The sequence below is a fragment of the Streptomyces sp. NRRL WC-3626 genome (assembly GCF_000718785.1).
GTDB classification, from domain to species: domain Bacteria; phylum Actinomycetota; class Actinomycetes; order Streptomycetales; family Streptomycetaceae; genus Streptomyces; species Streptomyces edwardsiae.
The window spans coordinates 258,041-283,342 of record NZ_JOCA01000005.1 but is presented as its reverse complement, the minus strand read 5'-3'; the positions used below and the strand labels follow the sequence as shown (position 1 = coordinate 283,342).

The 25,302-nt window shown below is 71.7% G+C and carries 20 protein-coding genes; 15 read left to right on the top strand and 5 right to left on the bottom strand.

Going from position 1 to position 25,302, the window contains the following annotated elements:
* Positions 1–2 precede the first annotated feature (2 nt).
* The 5 genes from IF28_RS0110335 (at position 3) to IF28_RS0110315 (ending at position 6,261) form a co-directional block, all read left to right on the top strand.
* Positions 3–1,196 carry an ABC transporter ATP-binding protein gene (locus IF28_RS0110335; RefSeq protein WP_030216733.1) on the top strand — a complete coding sequence of 398 codons (1,194 nt, stop codon included), beginning with the start codon at positions 3–5 and terminating at the stop codon, positions 1,194–1,196.
* Positions 1,193–2,119: an ABC transporter permease gene (locus tag IF28_RS0110330; RefSeq protein ID WP_030216725.1), complete on the top strand. Its 927-nt coding sequence runs from the start codon at positions 1,193–1,195 to the stop codon at positions 2,117–2,119. The genes IF28_RS0110335 and IF28_RS0110330 overlap by 4 nt, the downstream gene beginning before the upstream one ends.
* Positions 2,120–2,920 carry an ABC transporter permease gene (locus IF28_RS0110325; protein ID WP_030216722.1) on the top strand — a complete coding sequence of 267 codons (801 nt, stop codon included), beginning with the start codon at positions 2,120–2,122 and terminating at the stop codon, positions 2,918–2,920.
* Between the two features lie 22 nt (positions 2,921–2,942).
* The gene (locus tag IF28_RS0110320) at positions 2,943–4,361 is read left to right on the top strand and encodes an NAD(P)/FAD-dependent oxidoreductase (protein WP_030216720.1); all 1,419 of its coding nucleotides are present in this window, start codon (positions 2,943–2,945) and stop codon (positions 4,359–4,361) included.
* Positions 4,362–4,446: 85 nt separating this feature from the next.
* Positions 4,447–6,261: a chitinase gene (locus tag IF28_RS0110315; RefSeq protein ID WP_030216717.1), complete on the top strand. Its 1,815-nt coding sequence runs from the start codon at positions 4,447–4,449 to the stop codon at positions 6,259–6,261.
* On the opposite strand, the gene IF28_RS0110310 is transcribed toward IF28_RS0110315, so the two are convergent.
* Together IF28_RS0110310 and gabT are read right to left on the bottom strand one after the other, a co-directional pair.
* Entirely contained in the window at positions 6,200–6,838 is a 639-nt protein-coding gene (locus IF28_RS0110310; RefSeq protein ID WP_030216714.1) for a phosphatase PAP2 family protein, read from the bottom strand. The two genes, IF28_RS0110315 and IF28_RS0110310, sit on opposite strands and share 62 nt — an antisense overlap.
* A 431-nt stretch (positions 6,839–7,269) precedes the next feature.
* Positions 7,270–8,604, bottom strand: coding sequence for a 4-aminobutyrate--2-oxoglutarate transaminase (gabT, locus tag IF28_RS0110305; protein WP_030216711.1), 1,335 nt, complete (start codon positions 8,602–8,604; stop codon positions 7,270–7,272).
* 498 nt (positions 8,605–9,102) lie between these two features.
* Here gabT and IF28_RS0110300 point away from each other — a divergent pair, with 498 nt between their 5' ends.
* The 3 genes from IF28_RS0110300 (at position 9,103) to IF28_RS0110290 (ending at position 14,890) form a co-directional block, all read left to right on the top strand.
* Positions 9,103–11,502 carry a hypothetical protein gene (locus IF28_RS0110300; RefSeq protein ID WP_030216700.1) on the top strand — a complete coding sequence of 800 codons (2,400 nt, stop codon included), beginning with the start codon at positions 9,103–9,105 and terminating at the stop codon, positions 11,500–11,502.
* A 126-nt stretch (positions 11,503–11,628) separates the two neighbouring features.
* Entirely contained in the window at positions 11,629–13,185 is a 1,557-nt protein-coding gene (locus IF28_RS0110295; protein WP_030216698.1) for a PucR family transcriptional regulator, read from the top strand.
* Between the two features lie 259 nt (positions 13,186–13,444).
* Entirely contained in the window at positions 13,445–14,890 is a 1,446-nt protein-coding gene (locus IF28_RS0110290; protein WP_030216696.1) for an aldehyde dehydrogenase family protein, read from the top strand.
* 18 nt (positions 14,891–14,908) lie between these two features.
* On the opposite strand, the gene IF28_RS0110285 is transcribed toward IF28_RS0110290, so the two are convergent.
* Entirely contained in the window at positions 14,909–15,607 is a 699-nt protein-coding gene (locus tag IF28_RS0110285; RefSeq protein ID WP_030216694.1) for a DUF4190 domain-containing protein, read from the bottom strand.
* 171 nt (positions 15,608–15,778) lie between these two features.
* Here IF28_RS0110285 and IF28_RS0110280 point away from each other — a divergent pair, with 171 nt between their 5' ends.
* The 3 genes from IF28_RS0110280 to IF28_RS0110270 all read left to right on the top strand — a co-directional run bounded on the left by IF28_RS0110280 (position 15,779) and on the right by IF28_RS0110270 (position 18,887).
* A complete protein-coding gene (locus IF28_RS0110280) occupies positions 15,779–16,840 on the top strand; it encodes an adenosine deaminase (RefSeq protein ID WP_030216691.1) in 1,062 nt (353 codons plus the stop codon).
* 19 nt (positions 16,841–16,859) lie between these two features.
* Complete coding sequence (locus tag IF28_RS0110275) at positions 16,860–17,555, top strand: glycerophosphodiester phosphodiesterase (RefSeq protein WP_030216688.1); 696 nt, start codon at positions 16,860–16,862, stop codon at positions 17,553–17,555.
* A gap of 150 nt (positions 17,556–17,705) precedes the next feature.
* Positions 17,706–18,887, top strand: coding sequence for a serine hydrolase domain-containing protein (locus IF28_RS0110270; RefSeq protein WP_030216685.1), 1,182 nt, complete (start codon positions 17,706–17,708; stop codon positions 18,885–18,887).
* On the opposite strand, the gene IF28_RS0110265 is transcribed toward IF28_RS0110270, so the two are convergent.
* Together IF28_RS0110265 and IF28_RS0110260 are read right to left on the bottom strand one after the other, a co-directional pair.
* Positions 18,853–19,374, bottom strand: a complete 522-nt coding sequence (locus IF28_RS0110265) for a hypothetical protein (RefSeq protein ID WP_030216682.1) — start codon at positions 19,372–19,374, stop codon at positions 18,853–18,855. The genes IF28_RS0110270 and IF28_RS0110265 overlap by 35 nt on opposite strands.
* A gap of 151 nt (positions 19,375–19,525) precedes the next feature.
* Positions 19,526–20,965 carry a gamma-aminobutyraldehyde dehydrogenase gene (locus IF28_RS0110260; RefSeq protein ID WP_030216680.1) on the bottom strand — a complete coding sequence of 480 codons (1,440 nt, stop codon included), beginning with the start codon at positions 20,963–20,965 and terminating at the stop codon, positions 19,526–19,528.
* Between the two features lie 206 nt (positions 20,966–21,171).
* On the opposite strand from IF28_RS0110260, the gene IF28_RS0110255 reads away from it, so the two are divergent.
* The 4 genes from IF28_RS0110255 to IF28_RS0110240 all read left to right on the top strand — a co-directional run bounded on the left by IF28_RS0110255 (position 21,172) and on the right by IF28_RS0110240 (position 25,293).
* Positions 21,172–21,690 carry an Lrp/AsnC family transcriptional regulator gene (locus IF28_RS0110255; RefSeq protein WP_030216678.1) on the top strand — a complete coding sequence of 173 codons (519 nt, stop codon included), beginning with the start codon at positions 21,172–21,174 and terminating at the stop codon, positions 21,688–21,690.
* A gap of 2 nt (positions 21,691–21,692) precedes the next feature.
* Positions 21,693–23,066, top strand: a complete 1,374-nt coding sequence (locus tag IF28_RS0110250; protein ID WP_030216676.1) for an aspartate aminotransferase family protein — start codon at positions 21,693–21,695, stop codon at positions 23,064–23,066.
* A gap of 209 nt (positions 23,067–23,275) precedes the next feature.
* Entirely contained in the window at positions 23,276–24,025 is a 750-nt protein-coding gene (locus IF28_RS0110245; RefSeq protein WP_030216674.1) for an ABC transporter ATP-binding protein, read from the top strand.
* Positions 24,007–25,293 carry a hypothetical protein gene (locus tag IF28_RS0110240; RefSeq protein ID WP_030216672.1) on the top strand — a complete coding sequence of 429 codons (1,287 nt, stop codon included), beginning with the start codon at positions 24,007–24,009 and terminating at the stop codon, positions 25,291–25,293. Before IF28_RS0110245 ends, IF28_RS0110240 begins: the two co-directional genes overlap by 19 nt.
* Positions 25,294–25,302: the final 9 nt, after the last annotated feature.

Here is a 25,302-nt window from a genome sequence, read left to right as displayed (position 1 = left end):
AGATGAAGACGACCGAAGACACCAGCACGGCCGGCCGCGGCGGGGACGTCCGTCTCACCGGTATCGGCAAGACGTACGGCTCCTTCACCGCCGTACACCCCCTGGACCTGACCGTCCCGCAGGGCTCGTTCTTCGCCCTGCTCGGCGCGTCCGGCTGCGGCAAGACCACCACCCTGCGCATGATCGCCGGCCTGGAGGAGCCCACGTCCGGCACCGTCCACCTCGGCGACCAGGACGTCACCGCGCTGCCGCCGTACAAGCGGCCGGTGAACACGGTCTTCCAGTCCTACGCCCTCTTCCCGCACCTCGACATCTTCGAGAACGTCGCCTTCGGTCTGCGCCGGCGCGGCATCAGGAGTGTGAAGAAGCAGGTCGGGGAGATGCTGGAGCTGGTCCAGCTGGGCGAGCAGGCCCGTAAGAAGCCGCATCAGCTCTCCGGCGGCCAGCAGCAGCGGGTGGCGGTGGCCCGCGCGCTGATCAACCACCCGAAGGTGCTGCTGCTCGACGAGCCGCTGGGCGCCCTGGACCTGAAGCTGCGGCGTCAGATGCAGCTGGAGCTGAAACGCATCCAGACCGAGGTCGGCATCACGTTCGTGCATGTCACGCACGACCAGGAGGAGGCCATGACCATGGCCGACACGGTCGCCGTGATGAACGCGGGCCGGGTCGAGCAGCTCGGCTCCCCCGCCGACCTGTACGAGAACCCGCGCACCACGTTCGTCGCGAACTTCCTCGGCACCTCGAACCTCATCGAGGCCGAGGTCGACTCGGCGTCCGGCGGTGAGCTGACACTGAAGGCGGGCGGCGGCAAGCTGGTGCTCCCCGAAGCCCGCAACAGCGCGGCGACGACGACCGGCGGCCGGGTGCTGGTCGGGGTGCGCCCGGAGAAGATCTCCCTGACGCACGCCGACGACGCCGGCGAGATACCCGGGGGCCGCAACCGGATCACGGGGCGGATAGCCGACTCCAGTTTCATCGGCGTGTCCACGCAGTTCGTCGTCGACAGCCCGGTCTGCGCCGGCTTCGAGGTCTACGTCCAGAACATCGACCGCGACGTCCGGCTGGTGCCCGGCGCCGAGGTGGTCCTGCACTGGAATCCGGCGCACACCTTCGGTCTCGACGCCGGGCAGTCCCTGCTTGCCGGGACCGTGGGCTCCGCGGGCGTCGGGACGGTCGAGGAGGAGGTCGCCCGATGACGACGGTCACCGAGGCGCCACCCCCGGCGCCCGCCCCGCCGGAGGGGAAACCGCCGCGCCGGCGGGGCCGATGGACGCCTTACTGGCTGCTGCTGCCCGGTCTGCTCTGGCTGGTGGTGTTCTTCGCGCTGCCGGTGATCTACCAGGCCTCCACGTCCGTGCAGACGGGCTCCCTGGAGGAGGGCTACCGGGTCACCTGGCATTTCGCCGCCTACGGGGACGCGCTGTCCGAGTACTGGCCGCAGTTCGTCCGTTCGGTGCTCTACGCGGCCTCCGCGACGGTGCTGTGTCTGCTGCTCGGCTATCCGCTCGCGTATCTGATCGCGTTCCGCGCGGGACGCTGGCGGAATCTGATCATGATCCTGGTGATCGCGCCGTTCTTCACCAGTTTCCTGATCCGCACCCTCGCCTGGAAGACGATCCTCGCCGACGGCGGATGGGTCGTCGGCACCCTGGACACGCTGCACGTCCTGGACGTCACGGCGTGGCTGGGCTGGACCGTGGGTGACCGGGTGCTCGCCACGCCGCTCGCGGTGGTGTGCGGTCTGACGTACAACTTCCTGCCCTTCATGATCCTGCCGCTCTACACCTCGCTGGAACGCATCGACCCGCGGCTGCACGAGGCGGCGAACGATCTGTACGCCAGGCCGTCGACCACCTTCCGCAAGGTCACCTTCCCGCTGTCGATGCCGGGCGTGGTCTCCGGGACGCTGCTCACCTTCATCCCGGCCACCGGCGACTACGTCAACGCGGATCTGCTCGGCTCCACCGACACCCGCATGGTCGGCAACGTCATCCAGTCGCAGTTCCTGCGAATTCTCGACTATCCGACGGCCGCCGCCCTTTCGTTCATCCTGATGGCCGCGATCCTCTTCATGGTCACCTTCTACATCCGTAAGTCGGGGACGGAGGATCTGGTCTGAATGCCCTTCATCAACTGGCTGAAGCGCCGTCTCGTGGTGATCGCGGGGCTGGCCACCCTGGCCTATCTCCTGCTGCCGAACGTCGTCGTCACCGTGTTCTCCTTCAACAATCCGAAGGGGCGCTTCAACTACGAGTGGCAGGAGTTCTCCACCGAGGCGTGGCGGGATCCCTGCGGGGTCTCCGGACTGTGCGGTTCGCTGACGCTGAGCCTGCGGATCGCACTGTGGGCGACGCTCGGCGCCACCGTCCTCGGCACGATGATCGCCTTCGCGCTGGTGCGTTACCGCTTCCGCGCGCGCGGCGCGGTGAACTCGCTGATCTTCCTGCCGATGGCGATGCCCGAGGTCGTCATGGCGGCCTCGCTGCTCACCCTGTTCCTCAACATGGGTGCCCAGCTGGGCTTCTGGACGATTCTGATCGCCCACATCATGTTCTGCCTCAGCTTCGTCGTGGTCGCCGTGAAGGCACGGGTGATGTCCATGGACCCGAGGCTGGAGCAGGCGGCGCAGGATCTGTACGCCGGCCCGGTCCAGACGTTCCTGCGGGTCACGCTGCCGATCGCCGCCCCCGGGATCGCGGCGGGCGCGCTGCTCGCCTTCGCGCTCTCCTTCGACGATTTCATCATCACCAATTTCAACGCCGGTTCGACCGTCACGTTCCCGATGTTCGTATGGGGCTCCGCACAGCGCGGAACCCCCGTGCAGATCAATGTGATCGGTACGGCCATGTTCGTGATCGCCGTTCTGCTGGTGCTGGTTTCCATGGCTGTCGGCAATCGCCGCAACCGGCGGAAGGCGTGAAGCACCGTAGGGAGTTGACATCATGGCCGCTGACGCCATGAGCCGTTGGACGAAATCCCTTGCCGAGGCCCGGCCGTCCGCCTACTGGCTGGACGACCCCGGCAGGCCCGATCCCGAGCCTGCCCTCACCGGTGCCGAGACCTGCGATCTGCTGGTCGTCGGCGGCGGTTACAGCGGACTGTGGGCCGCGCTGACCGCCAAGGAACGCGACCCCGGGCGGGACGTCGTCCTGGTGGAGGGCCGCGAGGTGGGCTGGGCCGCCTCCGGCCGCAACGGCGGCTTCTGCGCCGCCTCCCTCACCCACGGCCTGCCCAACGGGCTCGCCCGCTGGCCGGACGAGATCCACACCCTGGAGCGGCTGGGCGCCCGCAACCTCGACGCCATCGAGGAGACGGTGGCCCGGCACTCCATCGACTGCGACTTCGAACGCACCGGCGAAATCGACGTCGCCACCGAGCCCTACCAGGCCGGACAACTGGAGGCCTGGTACGAGGAGATCCGCGCCAAGGGCCTCGCCGACGGCATCGAGTACCTGGACGCCGACGCCGTGCGGGAGCAGGTGAACTCCCCCACCTTCCGGGCGGGCCTGTACGACCGCCGGGGCGTGGCCATGCTCCACCCGGCCCGGCTCGCCTGGGGACTGAAGCGGGCCTGTCTCGGTCTGGGCGTCCGCGTGTACGAGCACACCCCCGCCCTCACCCTGCGGGCCTACGGCGCGGGTATGGCCGTACGCACTCCGTACGGGAGGATCCGCGCCCGTGCGGTGGCGCTCGGCACCAACGTCTTCCCCAGCCTGGTCAAGCGGGTGCGCTCCTACACCGTCCCGGTCTACGACTACGCCCTGATGACCGAGCCGCTCACCGCCGGCCAGCTGGCGTCGGTGGGCTGGAAGAACCGGCAGGGGCTCGGGGACAGCGCCAACCAGTTCCACTACTTCCGGCTGTCCGCCGACAACCGCGTCCTGTGGGGCGGCTACGACGCGGTCTATCCGTACGGCGGCCGGGTGCGCGCCGAGTACGACGACCGGCCGGAGACGTACGCCAAGCTCGCCGGGCACTTCTTCACCTGCTTCCCGCAGCTAGAGGGCGTGCGCTTCACCCACGCCTGGGGCGGTGCGATCGACACCTGCTCCCGCTTCTCGGCGTTCTTCGGCACGGCGCACGCGGGAAGGGTCGCGTACGCGGCGGGCTACACGGGACTCGGCGTGGGCGCGACGCGTTTCGGCGCGGAGGTGATGCTGGACCTGCTGGCGGGTGAGCGGACCGAGCGCACGGAGCTGGAGATGGTGCGCAGAAAGCCGCTGCCGTTCCCGCCGGAGCCCTTCGCCTGGACCGGTATCGCCCTCACCAAGTGGTCGCTGGCCAGGGCGGACTCCCATGGCGGGCGGCGCAATCTGTGGCTGCGGACGATGGACCGGCTGGGCCTGGGCTTCGACAGCTGAGCCGCGCGGGGGCTTGACAACCGAATTGGTCTGGACCAAATTGAGCGCACTCCGCCCTCCAACTCCCCCATGCCCGGAGGCCCTTGTGGAACGCTCCAGACCTCTCGCGCGCCGGCCCCTCGTGGCGCTGCTCACCGCCACCGCCCTCGCCGCCACCGGAATGACCGCGCTGTCGTCGGCCGCCCGCGCGGCCGACGCGGACCTCGCCAGGAACGGGGGCTTCGAGTCCGGCCTCGACGGCTGGAGCTGTACCGCCGGTGCGACCGTGAACTCGCCTGTGCACAGTGGCAGTTCGGCGCTGAAGGCCACGCCGGCCGGCTCCGACAACGCCCGCTGCGCGCAGACCGTCACCGTGCAGCCGAACTCCCAGTACACGCTCTCGGGTTACGTCCGCGGCAGCTATGTGTACCTGGGGGCGGACGGCACCGGCACCACCGACGTGTCCACCTGGACCCAGTCGGCCCCCGACTGGCAGCGGCTCACGACCACTTTCCGCACCGGCCCCTCCACCACCCGCGTCACCGTCCACACCCACGGCTGGTACGGCACCGGCGCCTATCACGCCGACGACATCACCCTGGTCGGCCCCGGCGGCGAGACCGGCCAGCCGCCCGCCCCGCCCACCGGACTGCGGGCCGGCACCGTCACCTCCACCAGCGTGGCCCTGTCCTGGTCACCGGTGTCCGGCGCCTCCGGCTACGCGGTCTACCGCGACGGAGCCAAGATCCGGACGGTGAACGGGACTTCGGCCACCGTGTCGGGGCTGTCGCCCTCGACGGCGTACGCCTTCCAGGTCGCGGCGGTGAACGACGCGGGTGAGTCGGCCCGTTCGGCCACCGTCACCGCGACGACGGCCACCCCCGACTCCGGCGGCGGCGACTCCGGTCTCCCGGCGCATGCCCTGGTCGGCTACCTGCACGCCAGTTTCGCCAACGGTTCCGGCTACACGCGCCTGGCCGACGTCCCCGACAGCTGGGACGTCATCGACCTGGCCTTCGGTGAGCCGACCTCGGTCACCTCGGGCGACATCCGCTTCGACCGCTGCCCGGCCGCGGAGTGCCCGGGGGTGGAGAGCGACGCCGAGTTCAAGGCGGCGATCAAGGCCAAGCAGGCGGCCGGGAAGAAGGTGCTGATCTCCATCGGCGGCCAGAACGGCCAGGTGCAGCTGACCACGACCGCCGCCCGCGACCTGTTCGTCTCCTCCGTCTCGAAGATCATCGACGAGTACGGGCTCGACGGCCTGGACATCGACTTCGAGGGCCACTCGCTCTCCCTGAACGCCGACGACACCGACTTCAGGAACCCGAGGACGCCGGTGATCGTCAACCTGATCTCGGCGCTGAAGACGCTGAAGGCCAGGTACGGCGACGACTTCGTGCTGACCATGGCCCCGGAGACGTTCTTCGTCCAGCTCGGTTACCAGTACTACGGCACCGGCAAGTGGGGCGGCCAGGATCCGCGCGCGGGCGCGTACCTCCCGGTGATCCACGCCCTGCGTGACGACCTGACGCTGCTGCACGTCCAGGACTACAACTCCGGACCGATCATGGGCCTGGACAACCAGTACCACTCCATGGGCGGCGCCGACTTCCACATCGCCATGACGGACATGCTGCTCACCGGCTTCCCGGTCGCGGGCGACGCCGACAACGTCTTCCCGCCGCTGCGCGCCGACCAGGTCGCCATCGGCATGCCGGCCACCGTCAACGCGGGCAACGGGCACGTGTCCCCGGCCGAGGTCACCAAGGCCCTCGACTGCCTCACGAAGCGCGCGAACTGCGGCTCGTACACGACCCACGGGACGTGGCCGGGGCTGCGCGGGCTGATGACGTGGTCGATCAACTGGGACCGGTTCGGGGGCTGGGAGTTCCAGCGGACGTTCGACGGCTACTTCGGCTGAGCGTGAGCCGGAGCCCGATCAGCAGCATCGCGCCGAGGCACCAACTGGCCGCCACGTCCAGCGGCCAGTGGTAGCCCCGGCGCACCAGCCCGTACGAGACGCCGGCCACCAGGACGGCACAGAGGACGACGAGCAGACGGCGGACGGCCGGTGACCGCAGCAGCGGAAGCAGCAGCAGCGTCGCCGCGCCGTACGCCACCACGGCGGTCGCCGTGTGCCCGGAGGGGTAGTAGCCGACCGCCGGGGGCACGGCGGGGGTGCCGGGCCGGTCGGTCCACGCCTTGAGGGGCACGACCAGTACGGGCACCAGCACCATCGCCAGCAGCCCGCCGGCGGGCGGCAGCCACCAGCGGTCCGCACCCGTGGCCCGGCCGTGCCGGGCGGCGTACGCCAGCGCGATCAGCAGGACCGGTACGGCGATCTGGACGTTGCCCAGGTCGGAGAGGAGTTCGGAGGCCCGGTCCGGGTGGACCAGCTCCCGGCTGAGCCGCTCGTCGAGGACCGTCAGCGGGCCGTCGGCGACGACCTGCCAGGTGATCAGCGCGAAGAGGACGGCGCACGGTCCGAGCAGCAGCATGCCGCACAGCATCTCAGGTGGGTTCGCGTACGCCGAAGGGCCGGCGCAAGGGGGGGTGAGCGCCGGCCCTTCGGGGAACGGCTTGCCGTGTCAGGTGCCCGGGTGGCCGTCCTGACCGGAACGCCGCGCGCCCCGGGGGGTTTGGGGCGGGCGACCGTCCGATCGTGAGGAGACCCGAAGCCCGTCGGGGCCCCGGTTTTGTGTGCGCGAGGCACGACCAGGTCGAAGCTGGGGAGGCCCCGGCCTGAACCCGTCCACAGTCCCCTGTGGACGGGGTGTATCTCTCATCCGCGGAGAAACCTACGGCAGGGGGTGGCCCCGCGACAGGCCGAACGGGCTCCTGTCATCCACCTCGCACACCTTCTTCACACGCTCTGCCGCTGACCGCTCCCCGCGGCCGTCCGGCGCGGCTCACCTGGATCGATACGGACTCAGATGCGTGTGAACGCCTGCTCGATGATGTCGAGGCCCTCGCCGAGCAGGTCCTCGCCGATGACCAGCGGGGGCAGGAAGCGCAGCACGTTGCCGTAGGTGCCGCAGGTCAGGACCAGCAGGCCCTCCTGGTGGCAGGCCTTGGCGAGCGCGGCCGTCGCCTCGGGGTTCGGCTCCTTGGTGTCACGGTCCTTGACGAGCTCGATGGCGATCATCGCGCCCCGGCCGCGGACGTCGCCGATGATCTCGAACTTCTCGGCCATGGCGGTCAGGCGGGCCTTCATGACGGCCTCGATCGCCTTCGCCCTCGCGTTGAGGTCGAGCTCCTTCATCGTCTCGATGGCGCCGAGCGCGCCCGCGCAGGCCACCGGGTTGCCGCCGTAGGTGCCGCCCAGGCCGCCGGAGTGCGCGGCGTCCATGATCTCGGCGCGGCCGGTGACGGCGGCGAGCGGCAGGCCGCCGGCGATGCCCTTCGCGGTGGTGATCAGGTCGGGGACGATGCCCTCGTCCTCGCAGGCGAACCACTGGCCGGTACGGCAGAACCCGGACTGGATCTCGTCGGCGACGAAGACGATCCCGTTGTCCGCGGCGAACTCGCTGATCGCGGGCAGGAAACCCTTGGCCGGCTCGATGAAGCCGCCCTCGCCGAGCACCGGCTCGATGATGATCGCGGCCACGTTCTCGGCGCCGACCTGCTTGGAGATCTGGTCGATCGCCTGCGCGGCGGCCTCCGGGCCCGCGTTCTCCGGGCCGGTGGGCCAGCGGTAGCCGTAGGCGACCGGGACGCGGTACACCTCGGGCGCGAACGGTCCGAAGCCGTGCTTGTACGGCATGTTCTTCGCGGTCAGCGCCATGGTGAGGTTCGTACGGCCGTGGTAGCCGTGGTCGAAGACGACGACCGCCTGCCGCTTGGTGTACGCCCGCGCGATCTTGACGGCGTTCTCGACGGCCTCGGCACCGCTGTTGAACAGCGCGGACTTCTTGGCGTGGTCGCCCGGGGTCAGCTCGGCGAGCGCCTCGGCGACGGCGACGTAGCCCTCGTACGGCGTGACCATGAAACAGGTGTGGGTGAAGTCGGCGAGCTGCGCGGAGGCACGGCGTACGACGGCCTCGGCGGAGGCGCCGACCGAGGTCACGGCGATACCGGAACCGAAGTCGATCAGGCGGTTGCCGTCGACGTCCTCGATGATGCCGCCGCCCGCGCGGGCGGTGAACACGGGCAGCACGGAGCCCACGCCCTGGGCGACCGCGGCGGTACGGCGGGTCTGCAGTTCCTGCGACTTCGGGCCGGGGATGGCGGTGAGGACGCGGCGCTCCTGCGGAAGTGCGGTCATGCGGGGCTCCTGGGGGGTGTTTTCCGGACGCTTCTCGTTCTTTTCTCGCAGGCTAGGGCCGCGGACGGGGGCTGGGCATGCTCCATGTGGGCGCTGTCCGGGGTTCCGCGTTGTCCGCGATGGACATACCCCGGCCGCAGGCGGTCGTGCCGCGCGGACACACCCCCGGCCGCGGGCAGTCGTGCCGCGCGGACACACCCCCCGGCCGCGGGCAGTCGTGCCGCAGGGGCGGCAGCCAGAGGAAAGCGCGATCCCCACCACGGGCAGTCAGGCCGCGCGGACGCACCCCCAGCCGCGGGCGGCCGTGCCCCGCGGACGCACCCCCAGCCGCGGGCAGTCGTGCCGCTGGGGCGGCACGGGTGGGCGCGGCGGCACCCGCGAACGCGGCCGGGTGAAACCCACCCCCGCCCGGCCCCCGGCCACGTAAGCAGTGAACTCGCCCTGTCGGGGCGTTAGATTGGCCGCTGACGGCGGAGCGGCAGCTCAGGGGGCAGGGCGATGAACGACGACGGTACCCAGGACGCGCGGGGCACGCACGCGAACCCCGTACCGCGCCCGGCCGGCCCCCCGGACATCCCGGCGACACCCCCACGCCCGCCGCAGGCGCCCCGCACGCCCCCGCCCCCGCCCCCGCGGCAGTCCCCCGTCACCGCCTGGCTCGACGAGGAGAGGCCGGAGGCCCGGCCGGGGATCTGGCGGTTCGGCTACCGCCCCAAGGAGGTCCGCGAACGCATCACCCCGGTGACCGTCGCCGGCATGTTGATCCCGGTCGTCCTGGCGCTCATGGTGTGGTCCCTCTGGAGCAGCGGCTACTTCCCGTACAAGACCACCTTCATGCGGGTGTTCACTCCGGACGACTGGTGGTACGAGCTCTCGCTGGTGCCCCGGCCGGTCGAGGGCCGGACCGTGACACTTCCCGGCGAGCACGCCAGGCTGGTCGCCGACGGCATCCTCTTCGGCGCGCTCGTCCTCGGAGTCGCCGTGCTCGGCAGCTGGCGTGCCATCGTCCGCCACTACCTCAACCGTCTGCCCCGCCCGACCCAGCTCCTGATCTCCGGCTGCCTCGCCCTCCTCACCCTCGGTTTCGTCTTCCCCGACGCGTTTCCCGGCCTCGGCTGGTTCGAGCTGCCGGTCGTGGTTCCGCTGCTCTCCCTGACGGCGCTGGTCACGGACAGCTACGAGCTGATGGCCTCCCCCTTCTTCACGTACTCGCTGTACACGGTCGTGACCCTGCTCGTGCTGTGGCCGTTCGCCCGCCTCGGGGGCTGGCTGCCGTACGCGAGGGAGCTGTTCGCCCCTCCCCCGGCGGACACCGCTGCCAGGACCGCACCCGACCGCCCCCGCTCCCAGTGGCCCGCTCTGCGCGACGCCGGACAGTACGAGGCCGCGGAGCTGCTCACCACCGAGGTCGCCGGGGGCCGTGCGAACGACGTCGACTGCGCCCGTGTCGAGCACGCCTTCGCCGCCGCCCGGCAGGGCGCCACCCTGGCGGCCTTCAGTGACACCGTCCTGCGCGAGGGCGGCGCGGCCTGGACGCATCCTTCCGGCGCCCGGGACCTGCCGCACCGGTCCGCCCGCCACGACCTGCTCGCCGGTCAGGTGCGCATCGGCCGCTGGGTGGCGGCCGAGCGTGCTCCCCAGCCGTACCACGACGCGGGCGCGGCCCTCGGCCCGGACGTCCTCGGCACCTCGCTGCTCGCCGTCGGCCCCTCCGGGTCCGGCAAGACCCGCAGCCTCGTCGAACCGGTCACCGAGGCGCTCGCGCTGCAGGCGCTCACCGGCCGCTGTGCCGTCGTCGCCGTCTCCGCCGCCGGGAGCCGGCTGGGCGCGGACGACAGCTTCGACGTGATCGTGCGGATCGGTGACGCGTCCTCGGTGCACGACCTCGACCCGTACGCCGAATCCGACGATCCGGACGAGGCGGCCGCGATCCTCGCGGAGGCACTGACGGGAGACCTGGACACGGCCGGCACGCGGGGCGCCGTCACCGCGCTGGCCCAGCTGCTCGGCCCGTTCCGGGCGGTACACGGGCGCTTCCCCACCCTGCCGGAGCTGCGAGAGCTGCTGGAGGGCGAGGAGGGAACCCTGACTCCGCTGCGGGAGCGGCTCGAAGCGGGCGCGAACCACGTCATGCTCCGCGAACTCGACGCGCGGATGCGGCAGACCGGTACGCCGGGCGACCCGGGCCGGGTCCTCGCCGACCGGCTGGCGCTGCTGAACCGGCCGGTGTTCGCGGACTTCTTCGGCGGGGGCGGTCCCGGACGGCCGTTCTCCCTGCGCGCGGTCGCCCACCACCCGCTGCGGGTACGGATCGACCTCCCGGAGCGCGGCCACGAGGAGGCCGGACGGCTGATCACCCGCCTGGTCCTCGCACAGTTCCACGCCGTCGTGCGCGAGAGCCGGCGCAGCCACTTCGTCTGCCTGGTCCTGGACGACGCGACGGGCACGATCACGGCGGAGTCGGTGCGCCGCGTCCAGCGGCTGCGGTCGCAGAACGCGGGCGTGGTCCTCGCCCTGCGTGCGATCGGTGACGTCCCCGAGGCGCTGCACGGTCCGCTCTACGGCGCGGTGGGCTGCCGTATGGCGTTCTCCGGCGTCACCACCTGGGACGGCAACCGGTTCGCGCAGACCTGGGGCACCGAGTGGGTGGAGACCACCGAGGTCGCCAAGCACACGGTCTTCGCGGACCAGCCGATGACCCGCTTCCTCCACGCGGTGCGCAAGCGGCTGACGGGCAAGGCGGTGACCACGGACGCGGTCACCGTGAAACAGGTCGAGCGCGAGCGCTGGTCCGCCTCCGAACTGGCCCACTCCGTGCCGCCCGGGCACGCCGTGCTGTCACTGACGACCGTCGAGGGTGATCACGCGCCGCCGCTGCTGGTGGATCTGCGGGGGTGAGCTGTCCGATCGGACGGCCCGGGACCGTACAGTGAGGCAGAATCGACACAGGCCGTTCATACGTGGCGGCCAAAAGATCACCGAGTTCTCACACACCCGACGCAGACCCGAAGGCTCAAGGCACCCATGCCCCCGACGCTCGCCTCGCTCGTCCACCACTCCGCGCTCAAGCTGACCGTGCGCGCGGGCGAGGACCGCCTCGACGTGCCGGTCCGCTGGGCGCACGCCAGTGAGCTCACCGACCCCGTGCCATACATGGAGGGCGGGGAGCTGCTGCTGATCACCGCGCTGAAACTGGACGCGGAGGACCGGGAGGCGATGCGCCGCTATGTGAGGCGGCTGTCGGCGGCGGGGGTCGTAGGGCTCGGTTTCGCCGTCGGCGTCCACTACGACGACATCCCCGACGCCCTCGCCGACGCGGCCCGCGCGGAGGGCCTGCCACTGCTCGAGGTGCCGCGCCGCACCCCGTTCCTCGCGATCAGCAAGGCCGTGTCCGCCGCGATCGCGGCCGACCAGTACCGGGCGGTGACGGCGGGCTTCGCGGCCCAGCGGGAACTGACCAGGCAGGCGCTGACGGAGGGCCCGGAGGGGGTGCTGGCCGCACTCGCCGCGCAGGTCGACGGGTGGGCGGCGCTGTACGACGCCTCGGGCGCCCTCGTGGCCACGGCACCGGAGTGGGCGGTGCGGCGGGCCGCGCGGCTCACCCCGGACGTGACCCGGCTGCGGGAGCGGCCGGCGCCCGCCTCCTCGGTGGTGGCGGGACCGGAGAACGAGGACCGGGTCGAGCTGCACTCCCTCGGCACCGGCCGGCGCCCCCGCGCGGCGCTCGCCGTCGGCACGGCGGCCGCCCTGGGCACCGCCGAGCGGTACGCGGTCCACTCGGCGATCGCCCTGCTCACCCTGACCACGGAACGCTCCCGCTCGCTGCACGCCGCCGAGCAGCGCATCGGCGCCGCGGTCCTGCGCATGCTGCTCGCCGGGGAGCCGGACCACGCCCGCGCGGTGGCCGGGGACCTGTACGGCGGACTGCTGGACGCGCCGTTCCGGATCATCGTGGCGGCGGGGGGCGAGGGGAACGGTGACGCCCTCGGGGTCCTCGCCGAGGTGGCGGAGTCCGCCGCCGCCCGTTCCGGGGAGGTGGTCCTGGTGGTGCCGGAGGGGGACCGGCTGGTCATCCTGGCGTGCGACGGCGGCGCCGCCGTGGCCGCCTGCTGCGACCACGCCGCGCTGCGGGAGACCTCCCGCAAGACGGACGACGACGAACTGGTCGTCGGACTGTCCGCACCGGCCGGGCCCATCGCCGCGACCGCCGCCTACAAGCAGGCCGGACAGGCCCTGTCGGTGGCGAGGCGCCGCGGCAGGGTGCTGGTGGAGCACGAGCACATGGCAGCGGGCTCGGTCCTGCCGCTGCTCGCCGACGACGCGGTCAGGGCCTTCGCCGACGGGCTGCTGCGGGCCCTGCACGAACACGACGCGACGGGCCGCGGCGACCTCGTCGCCTCCCTCCGCGCCTGGCTCTCCCGCCACGGCCAGTGGGACGCGGCGGCAGCCGACCTGGGCGTCCACCGCCACACCCTCCGCTACCGCATGCGCCGCGTCGAGGAGATCCTCGGCCGCTCTTTGGACGACCCGGACACCCGCATGGAGCTGTGGCTCTCCTTGAAGGCCACGACAACGGAGTAGAAACTCCCACTCGGCCCGTCCGGCGTCCGGGGACGAGGCCCGACGGGCCGGAAGGAAAGGGTCCGGGGGCGCAGCCCTCAGGGTCGGGAACGGGAAGGGGGCGGCGGGGGCGGCATCGAAGACCCGAACCCCACCCCGCCAATCCGTAGAACCCACCCACCCCCACCACTACGACTCGGCCAAACTCCAGCCTCCACCCCCCGCCCTACCGTGGACCCGACAACGCACACCCCGCCCGCGGAAAGGCCGGTCCCCGCACATGACCCCCACCACCCCCTTCTGGCTCGCCGGCCGCCAGGCCACCGGCGACACCACCCTCGACGTCACCTCCCCCTGGGACGCCCGCACCGTGGGCACGGTGGCCATCCCCACCCCCGCCCAGATCGAAGAGGCCGTAGCCACCGCCCACGCCGTCCGCGAGGACTTCGCCGCCACCCCGGCCCACACCCGTGCCGCCGCCCTCGACCACGTGAGCCGCCGCCTCACCGAGCGCACGGAGGAGATCGCCCGCCTGATCTCGGCCGAGAACGGCAAGCCGATCAAGTGGGCCCGCGGCGAGGTCGGCCGCGCCGTCTCCGTGTTCCGCTTCGCCGCCGAGGAGGCCCGCCGCTTCAACGGCGGCGACGCCCAGCGGCTGGACACCGACGCCGGCGGTCAGGGCCGGCTCGCGTTCACCCGCCGCTTCCCCAAGGGTGTGGTCCTGGGTATCGCGCCCTTCAACTTCCCCCTCAACCTCTGCGCCCACAAGATCGCCCCCGCGATCGCCGCCGGCGCGCCCATCATCCTCAAGCCGGCCCCGGCCACCCCTCTCTCCGGTCTGATCCTCGGCGAACTGCTCGCCGAGACCGAGCTGCCCGCAGGCTCCTGGAGCATCCTCCCGGTCCCCAACGACCGTATGCCGGAGCTCGTCCGGGACGAGCGCCTCCCCGTCATCTCCTTCACCGGCTCCGAGACCGTCGGCTACGCGATCATGGACTCGGTGCCGCGCAAGCACTGCACGCTGGAGCTCGGCGGCAACGGCGCGGCCGTCGTCCTCGCCGACTACGCGAGCGACCAGGACCTGGACTGGGCCGCACAGCGCATCGCGACCTTCTCCAACTACCAGGGCGGCCAGTCCTGCATCTCCGTGCAGCGGGTGATCGCGGACGCGTCCGTGTACGACCGTCTGCTGCCGCGCATCGTCGCCGCCGTCGAGGCGCAGGTCACCGGCGACCCGAACGACGAATCGACGGACGTCGGGCCGCTGGTCGGCGAGGCCGCCGCGCAGCGGGTGGAGTCCTGGGTCGAGGAGGCCGTGACGGCCGGCGCGAAGCTGCTGACCGGCGGCGGGCGCGACGGCGCCTCGTACGCGCCGACCGTGCTCACGGACGTACCGGCCGATGCGACGATCGCCTGCGAGGAGGTCTTCGGACCGGTGCTGACCGTGCGGAAGGTGGACGGCGAGGAGGCGGCCTTCGCGGCGGTCAACGACTCCAAGTACGGCCTTCAGGCGGGGGTGTTCACCCACGACCTGCAGACCGCGTTCCGGGCCCACCGTGCCCTGGAGGTCGGTGGCGTGGTCATCGGCGACGTGCCGTCCTACCGTGCCGACCAGATGCCGTACGGCGGTGCCAAGCAGTCCGGTGTGGGCCGCGAGGGCGTGAGGTTCGCGATGGACGACTACACGTACGAGCGCGTGATGGTCCTGACGGGCCTCGCGCTCTGACACACCCCGCCCGGGGGGTCAGCGGAGGACGGGAGCGGTGACGACCGGGCGATGGGCGCCGTAGTAGTCCTCGTCGTCCCCCCGGTCCTCCCCCTCGTTGATGGCCGCCGTGATGCCGATCGCCAACAGGATGATCACGGCGATGCCGAGGACGAGGCCGATGATGCCCATGATCAGGCCGGCCTGGGCCTGTCCGTGGTTGTCGGCCAGGCCTCGCTCGGCCTTCTGACGGCCCTTGACGCCGAAGACGATGGCGAGGACGCCGAGGACGACGGAGACGATGCCGTACAGGCAGAACAGGCAGCAGGCGAGGATGCCGAGCACCATGGCGGCGATGCCCATGCCGTTCTCCCGCTGCATCGGCATGCCGGGCCAGCCGTAGCCCTGCGGATAGCCGGGGTAGCCGTAACCGCCGGGCGCGCCGGGGCCGTTGGGCCCGACGGGCGGCGGCGGCAGGGCGGTGCCGGGGGCTCCGGGCGGTGTCGCCCCGGCCGGCGGGACGAAACCGGCGCCCGGCATTCCTATGACGGTGGGCTGGTCGTGCACGGACGGCGGCCGCGGCGCGGTGAGTCCGTCGGCGACGGTCGGCGTGGCCGGTGCCTGCGCCGGCCGTCCGCCACCCGCCGTACGGTCCTTGTCCAGTGAGGTCCGGTGGTCGGGGGCCGCCCAGGGATCGTCCGCGTTCGTGTCTCCGCCCGGCTGCGTCGCGTCGGTCATCTGGAGTTCCCCCCTGGCCCTCGATCGTCCGGCCATGCTACGGCGCCGTCGGCCCGCCCCGCCCCGCGCCCCCGCTCCCACCGCCTACGATGACCCGAGTCACCGATCAGCCGATCACCAGCGTCCCGCCGCGTCCGCGCGGTCGAAGGGACGCCGTTCCGGGGAGGAACCTTGACCGAACGTCTCATCGACCCGCGCGTCCCGCACGGCCTGCACGCCTTCATCGCCGGGCTGCCGAAGGCCGAACTGCATGTGCACCACGTCGGGTCCGCCTCCCCCCGCATCGTCTCGGAGCTGGCCGCACGCCACCCCGACTCCAAGGTTCCCTCCGATCCCGAGGCCCTCGCCGACTACTTCACCTTCACGGACTTCGCCCACTTCATCGAGGTGTACCTGTCCGTCGTCGACCTGATCCGCACCCCCGAGGACGTACGGCTGCTGACCTACGAGGTGGCCCGTGAACTGGCCCGGCAGCAGGTGCGGTACGCCGAGCTGACCATCACCCCGTTCTCCTCCACCCGGCGCGGCATCGACGCGCGGGCCTTCATGGACGCGATCGAGGACGCCCGCAAGGCGGCCGAGACCGAGTTCGGGACCGTGCTGCGCTGGTGCTTCGACATCCCGGGCGAGGCGGGTCTCGAGTCCGCCGAGGAGACCGTACGGCTCGCCACCGACGACCGGCTGCGCCCCGAGGGGCTGGTCTCGTTCGGTCTGGGCGGGCCGGAGATCGGTGTGCCCCGGCCGCAGTTCAAGCCGTACTTCGACCGTGCGATCGCCGCCGGTCTGCACTCCGTGCCGCATGCCGGTGAGACCACGGGCCCGGAGACGGTGTGGGACGCGCTCACCGAGCTGGGCGCGGAGCGCATCGGGCACGGCACCAGCTCCGCCCGCGATCCCAAGCTGCTCCAGCACCTGGCCGAACAGCGCATCCCGCTGGAGGTGTGCCCCACCTCCAACATCGCCACCCGCGCGGTGGCGAGCCTCGACGAGCACCCGATAAAGGAGTTCACGCGGGCCGGCGTCCTCGTCACGGTCAACTCCGACGACCCGCCGATGTTCGGCACCGACCTCAACAACGAGTACGCGGTCGCCGCGCGGCTGCTGGAGCTCGACGAGCGGGGTCTGGCGACCCTGGCGAAGAACGCGGTCGAGGCGTCGTTCATGGACCCGGCAGGCAAGGCGCGGCTGGCCGCAGAGATCGACGCCTACACCGCGGCCTGGCCCACCTCCTGATCACCCGCGAAGGGCCGCCATGCACGACGTGACCGCCGTGGCACACCGCGGCGACCCCTACCGCGTCCGCGAGAACACCCTCGCCTCGCTGCGTTCCGCGCTCCGCCTGGGCGCGGACGCGGTCGAGACGGACGTACGCCTCACCCGGGACGGTGTCCCGGTGCTGCTGCACGACGGCACGCTGAAGCGGCTCTGGGGGCACGACCGTCCGCTGTCGTCCCTGACGTGGGAGGAGGTGCGCGCGCTCACGGACGGCGGGGTGCCCACGCTCTCCGACGCGCTGGCGGCGACGGACGGCGGCCGGATGATGATCGACCTGCCCGGCACGCCGGACGTCCGCGCGGTGCGCCGCATCGTGGACGTCGTACGCGAGCGGGACGCGCGGGACCGGGTCTACTACTGCGCGGGCGCCGCCGCCATGCTCGCCGTGCGCGCGGCGGACCCGTCCGCCGAGATCGCGCTCACCCGTACGACGGTGGCGCCGGCCCGCGCCGGGCTGCTGGAGGCGATCCGGCCGCGCTGGCTGAACTACCGCTTCAGCCTGGTGGACCGCGCCCTCGCCGACCGCGTGCACGGCGACGGCCGTCTGCTGTCCGTCTGGACCCCGGACACCCGTCGCTCCATGCGCCGGCTGCTGTCCCTGGGCGTCGACTCGATCACCACCAACCGGATCGACGTGCTGTGCGCGCTGCGGGACGCACGGCGGGCACCGTAGGGGCGATCCCTGATCAACTGCCGTGCCATCACAGGGCAGTTGGTCAGGGGTACGCCAGGGCGGCACCCCTCCTCGACGACGATCCGGAGGCGTCCCGCACGGCCGGAGGATGATCACGTCCCTCCGTCGAACTCCCCCGAGGAGCAGCCGATGCACGCCCGCCGCCGCACCACCCTTCTCGCCGCCTCCGTCGTTCTCGCCCTGGGGGCGGGCCCGTTGGCCGCGCCCGCGTTCGCCGCCCCCGCACCACGCGCGCCCGTGTGCACCACCGCGCCGTCCCATCAGGCGCTCTGCGCGGCGATCGGAGGGCTCCCCGACGCGAGCACCACGGCCGCCCTGGTCCGGATGACCGACAACGGGGCTTCCTGGCAGGGAAGTTCGGGAGTGCGGGATCTGCGAAGCGGAAAGGCCGCCGACCCGGACGCGCGGTTCAGGGCCGGTTCGACGACCAAGGTGGTGACGGCCGCCGCCGTCCTCCGCCTGGCGGCGCGGGGCGACGTCGACCTCGACGCGTCGATCGAGCGCTACCTTCCCGGCCTGCTGGGCCCCGAGTTCGAGCAGCCCGTCACCGTACGGAACCTGCTGAACCACACCAGCGGCATCCAGCCCGGCGTCAGTTGGGGGAACACCTTCGAGGAGCAGTACGCGCACCGCTACGACACGCTCAGCCCGCGGCGGGTCGTGGAGTCGGCCGTCGCCCGGGGACCGGCGTTCGACGCCGGTGATCAGCAGCAGTACCTCAACATCAACTACACGATCCTCGGTCTGCTGATCGAGAAGGTGACCGGACGGCCGTACGCCTCCGAGGCGGACCGGCTCGTGCTGCGCCCCGCCGGAATGCGGGACACGTACTTCCCCGGCACCGACCCCCGTGTCCGGGGACCGCACCACCACGGCTATCAGCGGGTGGAGCGGCCGGACGGGACGACGCGGCTGGTCGACGTCACCGAGTGGAACGTGGCCGACCGCTGGGCGGCCGGGGACATGATCTCGACCACCGCGGACCTGGAACGGCTGATCACCGCCCTCTTCAGCGGAGAGATCGTGCCCGAACCGCAGTTGCGGGAGATGTTCACGGTCCCGGCGGGCATCGAGGGCGCCGCCCACAGCGCGGGCCTGACCCGGCTGGAGCTCCGGGGCACGGTCTACTGGGGCAAGAGCGGAGCCCGCCCCGGCTACAGCACACTGATCGCCGCGACCGAGGATCTGGGCTTCACCCTCGTGTTCTCGCTCTCCGACACCGACGCGAAGGACCAGTCCTCGAACCCGGTCGCCGACCGGATCAGGGAGGCCGCGCTCACGTGGCGAGGGCGGGTACGGGGTTCGGAGTGAGCGCCTCGAGACGCTTGATCTTCCGGCGTACGGCGTACAGCGGGATCACGCCGAACACCCCGAAGGCCATGTCGATGACGCTCCACCAGAAGGGGATGCCCCGGATCGGACCGCAGACGAGGGCGAGCGGGACGATGCCGGCGCAGGCGATCATGCCGAACTCGATGACCCAGATGTTGCGGACGGGGTCGCGGTAGGGGCCGTAGAAGGCGACGGCGATCACGAGATGCGCGAAGGCCAGCCAGTCGGTGCCGTAGAGGAGGAAGGGATGGTCGGCGTCGGCGGTGTCGAGCCCCTGCCGCACGCGCTCGATCCACTCCGTCAGGCCGGGCAGATACTCGGCCACCGACAGCGACCGCAGCAACTCCTCGGTCCAGCGCAACTCGTGCACCAGTGGAAACGCCGTCACCCCACTGAGCACCAGACAGACGACGAAGAAGACCAGCCAGCCACGAATGCCCTTGAGCAGGGCAGCTCTGTCGCTCATGGAAGCAGCGTACGCCAGAGTTGAACATGTTCAAAAACAAGGCGCACCTGAAGAGAAACGTTCCCCGCGCCCCCCTGAGGGGCGCGGGGAACTGCGCGCTCGGCCGCAACCGGCCCGCAGGGACCCACAACGGGCTGGGCCCACTGAGAAATCACGCATCCAGGGAGGTCATCACATGCTTGACACGCGTGTAGTCCTCGAACCCGTACGCCGACAGGTCCTTGCCGTAGCCGGACTGCTTGAAGCCCCCGTGCGGCATCTCCGCGACCAGCGGGATGTGCGTGTTGATCCACACACACCCGAAGTCCAGCCTCTTCGACATCCGCATCGCGCGCGAGTGGTCCTTCGTCCACACCGAGGAGGCCAGCGCGTACGCGACCCCGTTGGCGTACTCGACGGCCTGGTCCTCGTCGGTGAAGGACTGGACGGTGATGACCGGGCCGAAGACCTCCTTCTGGATGATCTCGTCGTCCTGGCCGAGTCCCGAGACGACGGTCGGGGCGTAGAAGAACCCCTTGTCGCCGACGCGCTTGCCGCCGGCCACCACGCGCGCGTGGGCCGGCAGCCGCTCGATGAAGCCCTCGACCTGCTTGAGCTGGGCCGGGTTGTTGAGCGGTCCGTAGAGCACGTCCTCGTCGTCCGGCATGCCGGTCTTGGTGTCGGCGGCAGCCTTGGCGAGCGCGGTGACGAACTCGTCGTGGATCGACTCGTGCACGAGGACGCGCGTGGCGGCCGTACAGTCCTGGCCGGCGTTGAAGAAGCCGGCGACGGAGATGTCCTCGACGGCCTTGGCGATGTCGGTGTCCTCGAAGACGACGACCGGGGCCTTGCCGCCCAGCTCCAGATGGACCCGCTTGAGGTCCTTGGACGCGGACTCGGCGACGGACATGCCCGCGCGCACCGAGCCGGTGATGGACGCCATCGCCGGGGTCGGGTGCTCGACCATCAGCCGGCCGGTGTCACGGTCGCCGCAGACGACGTTGAAGACGCCCTTGGGCAGGATGGAGCCGAGGATCTCGGCGAGCAGGACCGTGGAGGCCGGGGTGGTGTCCGAGGGCTTCAGGACGACGGTGTTGCCCGCGGCGATCGCCGGGGCGAACTTCCATACGGCCATCATCATCGGGTAGTTCCAGGGCGCGACCTGCGCGCAGACACCGATCGGCTCGCGGCGGACGAACGAGGTCAGCCCCTCCATGTACTCGCCGGCGCCCTTGCCCTCCAGCATCCGCGCCGCGCCCGCGAAGAAGCGGATCTGGTCCACCATCGGCGGGATCTCCTCGGTGCGGGTGAGCCCGGTGGGCTTGCCCGTGTTCTCCACCTCGGCGGCGATGAGTTCCTCGGCGCGCTCCTCGAAGGCGTCCGCGATCTTCAGCAGGGCCCTCTGGCGCTCGGCCGGGGTGGTGTCGCGCCAGCCGGGGAACGCCTCGGCGGCGGCCGCCATCGCGGCGTCCACATCCGCCCGACCGGACAGCGGAGCGGTCGCGTACGCCTCGCCCGTCACGGGGTTGACCACCTCGGTGGTCCGGCCGTCGGCGGCGTCCCGGAACTCCCCGCCGATGTAGTTGCGCAGACGACGCAGCTCGGTGCTCACTGCAGTCCCTCCTGGTGTTCCTTGTGGGTGTCCGAGGTGTCTGGGGTGTCGAGAATGTCGAGTGTCCAGCCTCTGAGACACCCACCCTAGACCGACGGCTGCCGTTTTCAACACCCCCACCCACTCCGCTCCTGCGAAATCCGCAAACAGAGGTGCCCCAGACAACGAAATTCATTGATTGAGCCTTGCGAAACTGTCGATACGTCGTGCACAGTGGCACCGTGGCCAGTCGAAGCGCAGACCCCAGGGACTCCCGCGAGTCCAAGAACGGCGGCCGTCCCCAGCTGGACGCCGTCTCCCTCGCCATCATCGAGCAGCTCCAGGAGGAGGGCCGCCGGCCGTACGCCGCCATCGGCAAGGCCGTGGGCCTGTCGGAGGCGGCCGTGCGCCAGCGCGTCCAGAAGCTGCTGGACCAGGGCGTGATGCAGATCGTCGCCGTCACGGACCCGCTCACCGTGGGCTTCCGCCGGCAGGCGATGGTCGGGGTCAATGTCGAGGGCGACGTGGAGTCCGTGGCCGACGCGCTGACCGCCATGGACGAGTGCGAGTACGTGGTGATGACCGCGGGCTCGTTCGACCTCATGGTCGAGATCGTCTGCGAGGACGACGACCACCTGCTGGAGGTCATCAACAGACGCATCCGGGCCGTGCCGGGAGTGCGCTCCACCGAGAGTTTCGTCTACCTCAGGCTCAAGAAGCAGACCTACATGTGGGGAACCCGATAACCGTGAGCAGCGACAGCACCGAGGACCTCGGCAGGTCCGCGTACGACCACCTGTGGATGCACTTCACCCGCATGTCCTCGTACGAGAACGCCCCCGTCCCCACCATCGTCCGGGGCGAGGGCACCCACATCTACGACGACAGGGGCAGGCGCTACCTCGACGGCCTCGCCGGGCTGTTCGTGGTGCAGGCGGGCCACGGCCGTACGGAACTCGCGGAGACCGCGTTCAAGCAGGCCCAGGAGCTGGCCTTCTTCCCGGTCTGGTCCTACGCCCACCCCAAGGCCGTGGAACTCGCGGAGCGGCTCGCGCACGAGGCGCCCGGTGACCTCAACAAGGTCTTCTTCACCACCGGTGGCGGCGAGGCGGTCGAGACCGCCTGGAAGCTCGCCAAGCAGTACTTCAAGCTCACCGGCAAGCCGACCAAGTACAAGGTCATATCCCGCGCGGTGGCCTACCACGGCACCCCGCAGGGCGCCCTGTCCATCACCGGCCTGCCGGCCCTCAAGGCCCCGTTCGAGCCGCTGGTGCCGGGCGCGCACAAGGTGCCCAACACCAACATCTACCGGGCGCCGATCCACGGCGACGACCCGGAGGCGTTCGGCCGCTGGGCCGCCGACCAGATCGAGCAGCAGATCCTCTTCGAGGGCCCGGACACGGTCGCCGCCGTCTTCCTGGAGCCGGTGCAGAACGCCGGCGGCTGCTTCCCGCCCCCGCCCGGCTACTTCCGGCGGGTGCGCGAGATCTGCGACCAGTACGACGTACTGCTCGTCTCGGACGAGGTGATCTGCGCGTTCGGCCGGCTCGGTACGACCTTCGCGTGCGACAAGTTCGGCTATGTGCCGGACATGATCACCTGCGCCAAGGGCATGACCTCGGGCTACTCCCCCATCGGCGCCTGCATCGTCTCCGACCGGCTCGCCGAGCCGTTCTACAAGGGCGACAACACCTTCCTGCACGGCTACACCTTCGGCGGCCACCCCGTCTCGGCGGCGGTCGGCGTCGCCAACCTCGACCTGTTCGAACGCGAGGGGCTCAACCAGCACGTCCTCGACAACGAGGGCGCCTTCCGCGCCACCCTGGAGAAGCTGCACGACCTGCCGATCGTCGGCGACGTCCGCGGCAACGGCTTCTTCTACGGCATCGAGCTGGTCAAGGACAAGGACACCAAGGAGTCCTTCGACGCGGAGGAGACCGAACGCGTCCTGTACGGCTTCCTGTCGAAGAAGCTCTTCGAGAACGGCCTGTACTGCCGGGCCGACGACCGCGGAGACCCGGTCGTCCAGCTCGCCCCGCCGCTGATCTCGAACCAGGAGACCTTCGACGAGATCGAGCAGATCCTGCGCGCGACCCTCTCCGAGGCGTGGACCAGGCTGTAACCGCTCCGATCATCCACTTGGATGATCAACACCGGCCCCGGTGCCGCCCGTTCGAGTGAGAAACGGGCGTCCGGGGCCGCGTGCTGTCCCGCGTCCCGCGATGGCCTGCCTAGCGTGCCCAGTGACCGATCGGCCCTGCCTTCGTTCCCCCGGACGGGGGATGACCCGAACCGCGCACGGCATTTCCGATCCGAACCGAGGTGTACGCCATGGTGGCCCCACCGGACAACGACGTGCTCTGGGCACGAGCCCTGCACTACCGGTACGACGACGGCTCGCCCGGCCTGAGCGGGGTCTCGCTCGGTGTCCGGGAGGGCGAGATCCTCGCCGTCGGCGGCCCGCGCGGCAGCGGCAAGACGACCCTGCTGCGCTGTCTGTCCGGCCTGGTGGCCGCGCGGAGCGGCGAGGTCTGGTTCAACAGCGTGCCCGTGCACACCATGAGCCCCGTCGTCCGGGAACGGCTGCGCCGGGACCGCTTCGGCTGGATCGACCCGGAGCCGGTGCTGGTGCCCGAACTCACCGTCTGGGAGAACGCCGCCCTGCCGCTGATGCTGCGCGGCACCGGCCGGCGCCGGTCCAGGACGGCGGCCCTGGAGTGGCTGGAACGCCTCGACGTCGGCGACAGCGCCCGCAGGCACCCCGACCGGCTGACGCAGGCGGAGCGGCAGCGGGTGTGCATCGCCCGGGCCCTCGCCCCGGCGCCCGCGGTGCTGTTCGCCGACGAGCCGACCGCCCCGCTGCACCGCGCCGACCGCGCCCATGTGCTGCGCACGCTCACCACGGCGGCCCGCTCGCACGGCATCACCGTCGTCCTCGGCACCCACGACGCGCAGACGGCGGCCCTCGCCGACCGCACGGTGTCGCTGCTCGACGGGCGCAGCGTGCGCACCGTCCATCTGCCGCCGGTCCCCGGGGCGGCCGAGTCGGAAGGCCGGGCGGCGTGCTCGCTCTCCGTCTGACCCGAGGCGCCCACCCCGCCGTCCAGCTGCGCCGTCTCCTCGTCGCCGCCGCGTCCGCGGGCACGGGCTTCCTGCTGCTGAGCGCCCTCGGCCACGCCATGGGCAACCCGGACCCCGCCGCCTCGGCGCTCCGGCTCGCCTGGTGCGCGGTGCCGCTGGCGGCCACCGTGTACTTCGCGGTCGCGGTCGCCCGTACCGATCCGGGCACCCGGCCCCGGCCCGGGCTGTCGGCGATCGGGCTCGGTCCGGCCCGGCTGATGGCGGTCTCCGCGGCCACCACGGCGCTGTCCTGCGCGCTGGGCTCCCTGCTCGCCCTGCTGGTCTTCCTCCAGCTGCGCGGCGACCTCGCGGGGACGTCGTCCGGCGCCGCGACGGACTTCCTCGCCGCGGGCCGGCCGCTGCCGCTCCCGGCCGCCCTGACCCTGCTGGCCCTGGTGCCGCTGAGCGCGTCGGCGGCGGTCGCGGTGGCGCTGCGGCCGCGTGAGCCGGTGACGGGCGCGGCCCGCGCGGTGCCGGCGTACGGCAGGTTCGGCGCGTGCCGGCGTACGCCGGTACGGGAGTCGTTCGGGGCGTACGGGCGGTTCGGGAGGCAACTCGGGGCGGCCGGGCGGAGCAGGCCCGCCACCCCCACGGTGGAGCCGGCCGAGGACGCTCCCGGGACGCCCGTCGAGGCCCCGCCCGCCGTGCCGCTCGCGCCGCCGTCGGGGCTGCCGTGGGGCATCGCGGTACTGGCGGTGGGTCTGGCCGTGGAGGCGTTCGCGAGCCGGACGGGCGTACCGGGTGACCGGCCGTCCGCGCTGCTGGGGCTGGCCCTGACCGCCGTCGGTCTCGCCCTGGCCGGTCCCGGCCTCACCCATCTGTGCGGCAGGCTGCTGCAGACGGTACGGCCGGGTGCGCTGCGGCTGCTGGCGGGGCGGGTCCTCATGACCGAGGCCACCCGTATCGGGCGCCCGCTGGGCGTGGTCTGCGCGGTGGTGTCGGCCGCGTACTCCCTCGCCGCGCTGCACGAGCGCGAGGACACCGCCGCCGGGCCGCTGGTCGCGCTCGGGGTGCTGCTGGTGACCGGCTGCACGGTGGCGACGCTGCTGACGGCAGCCGTCGAGGCCCGGCAGGCCCGCGCCTCCACCACGGCCGCGCTGCAGCGCCTCGGGGCGGCCCCGGGGACGCTGCGCAGGGCCGCCGCTCTTCGCGCGGGCGCGCTGCTCGCCCTGTTCGGGCCGCTCACGCTGATCGTGGCCGAACTGTCGGCGTGGCCGCTGGCCCGTTGAACAGGGCCG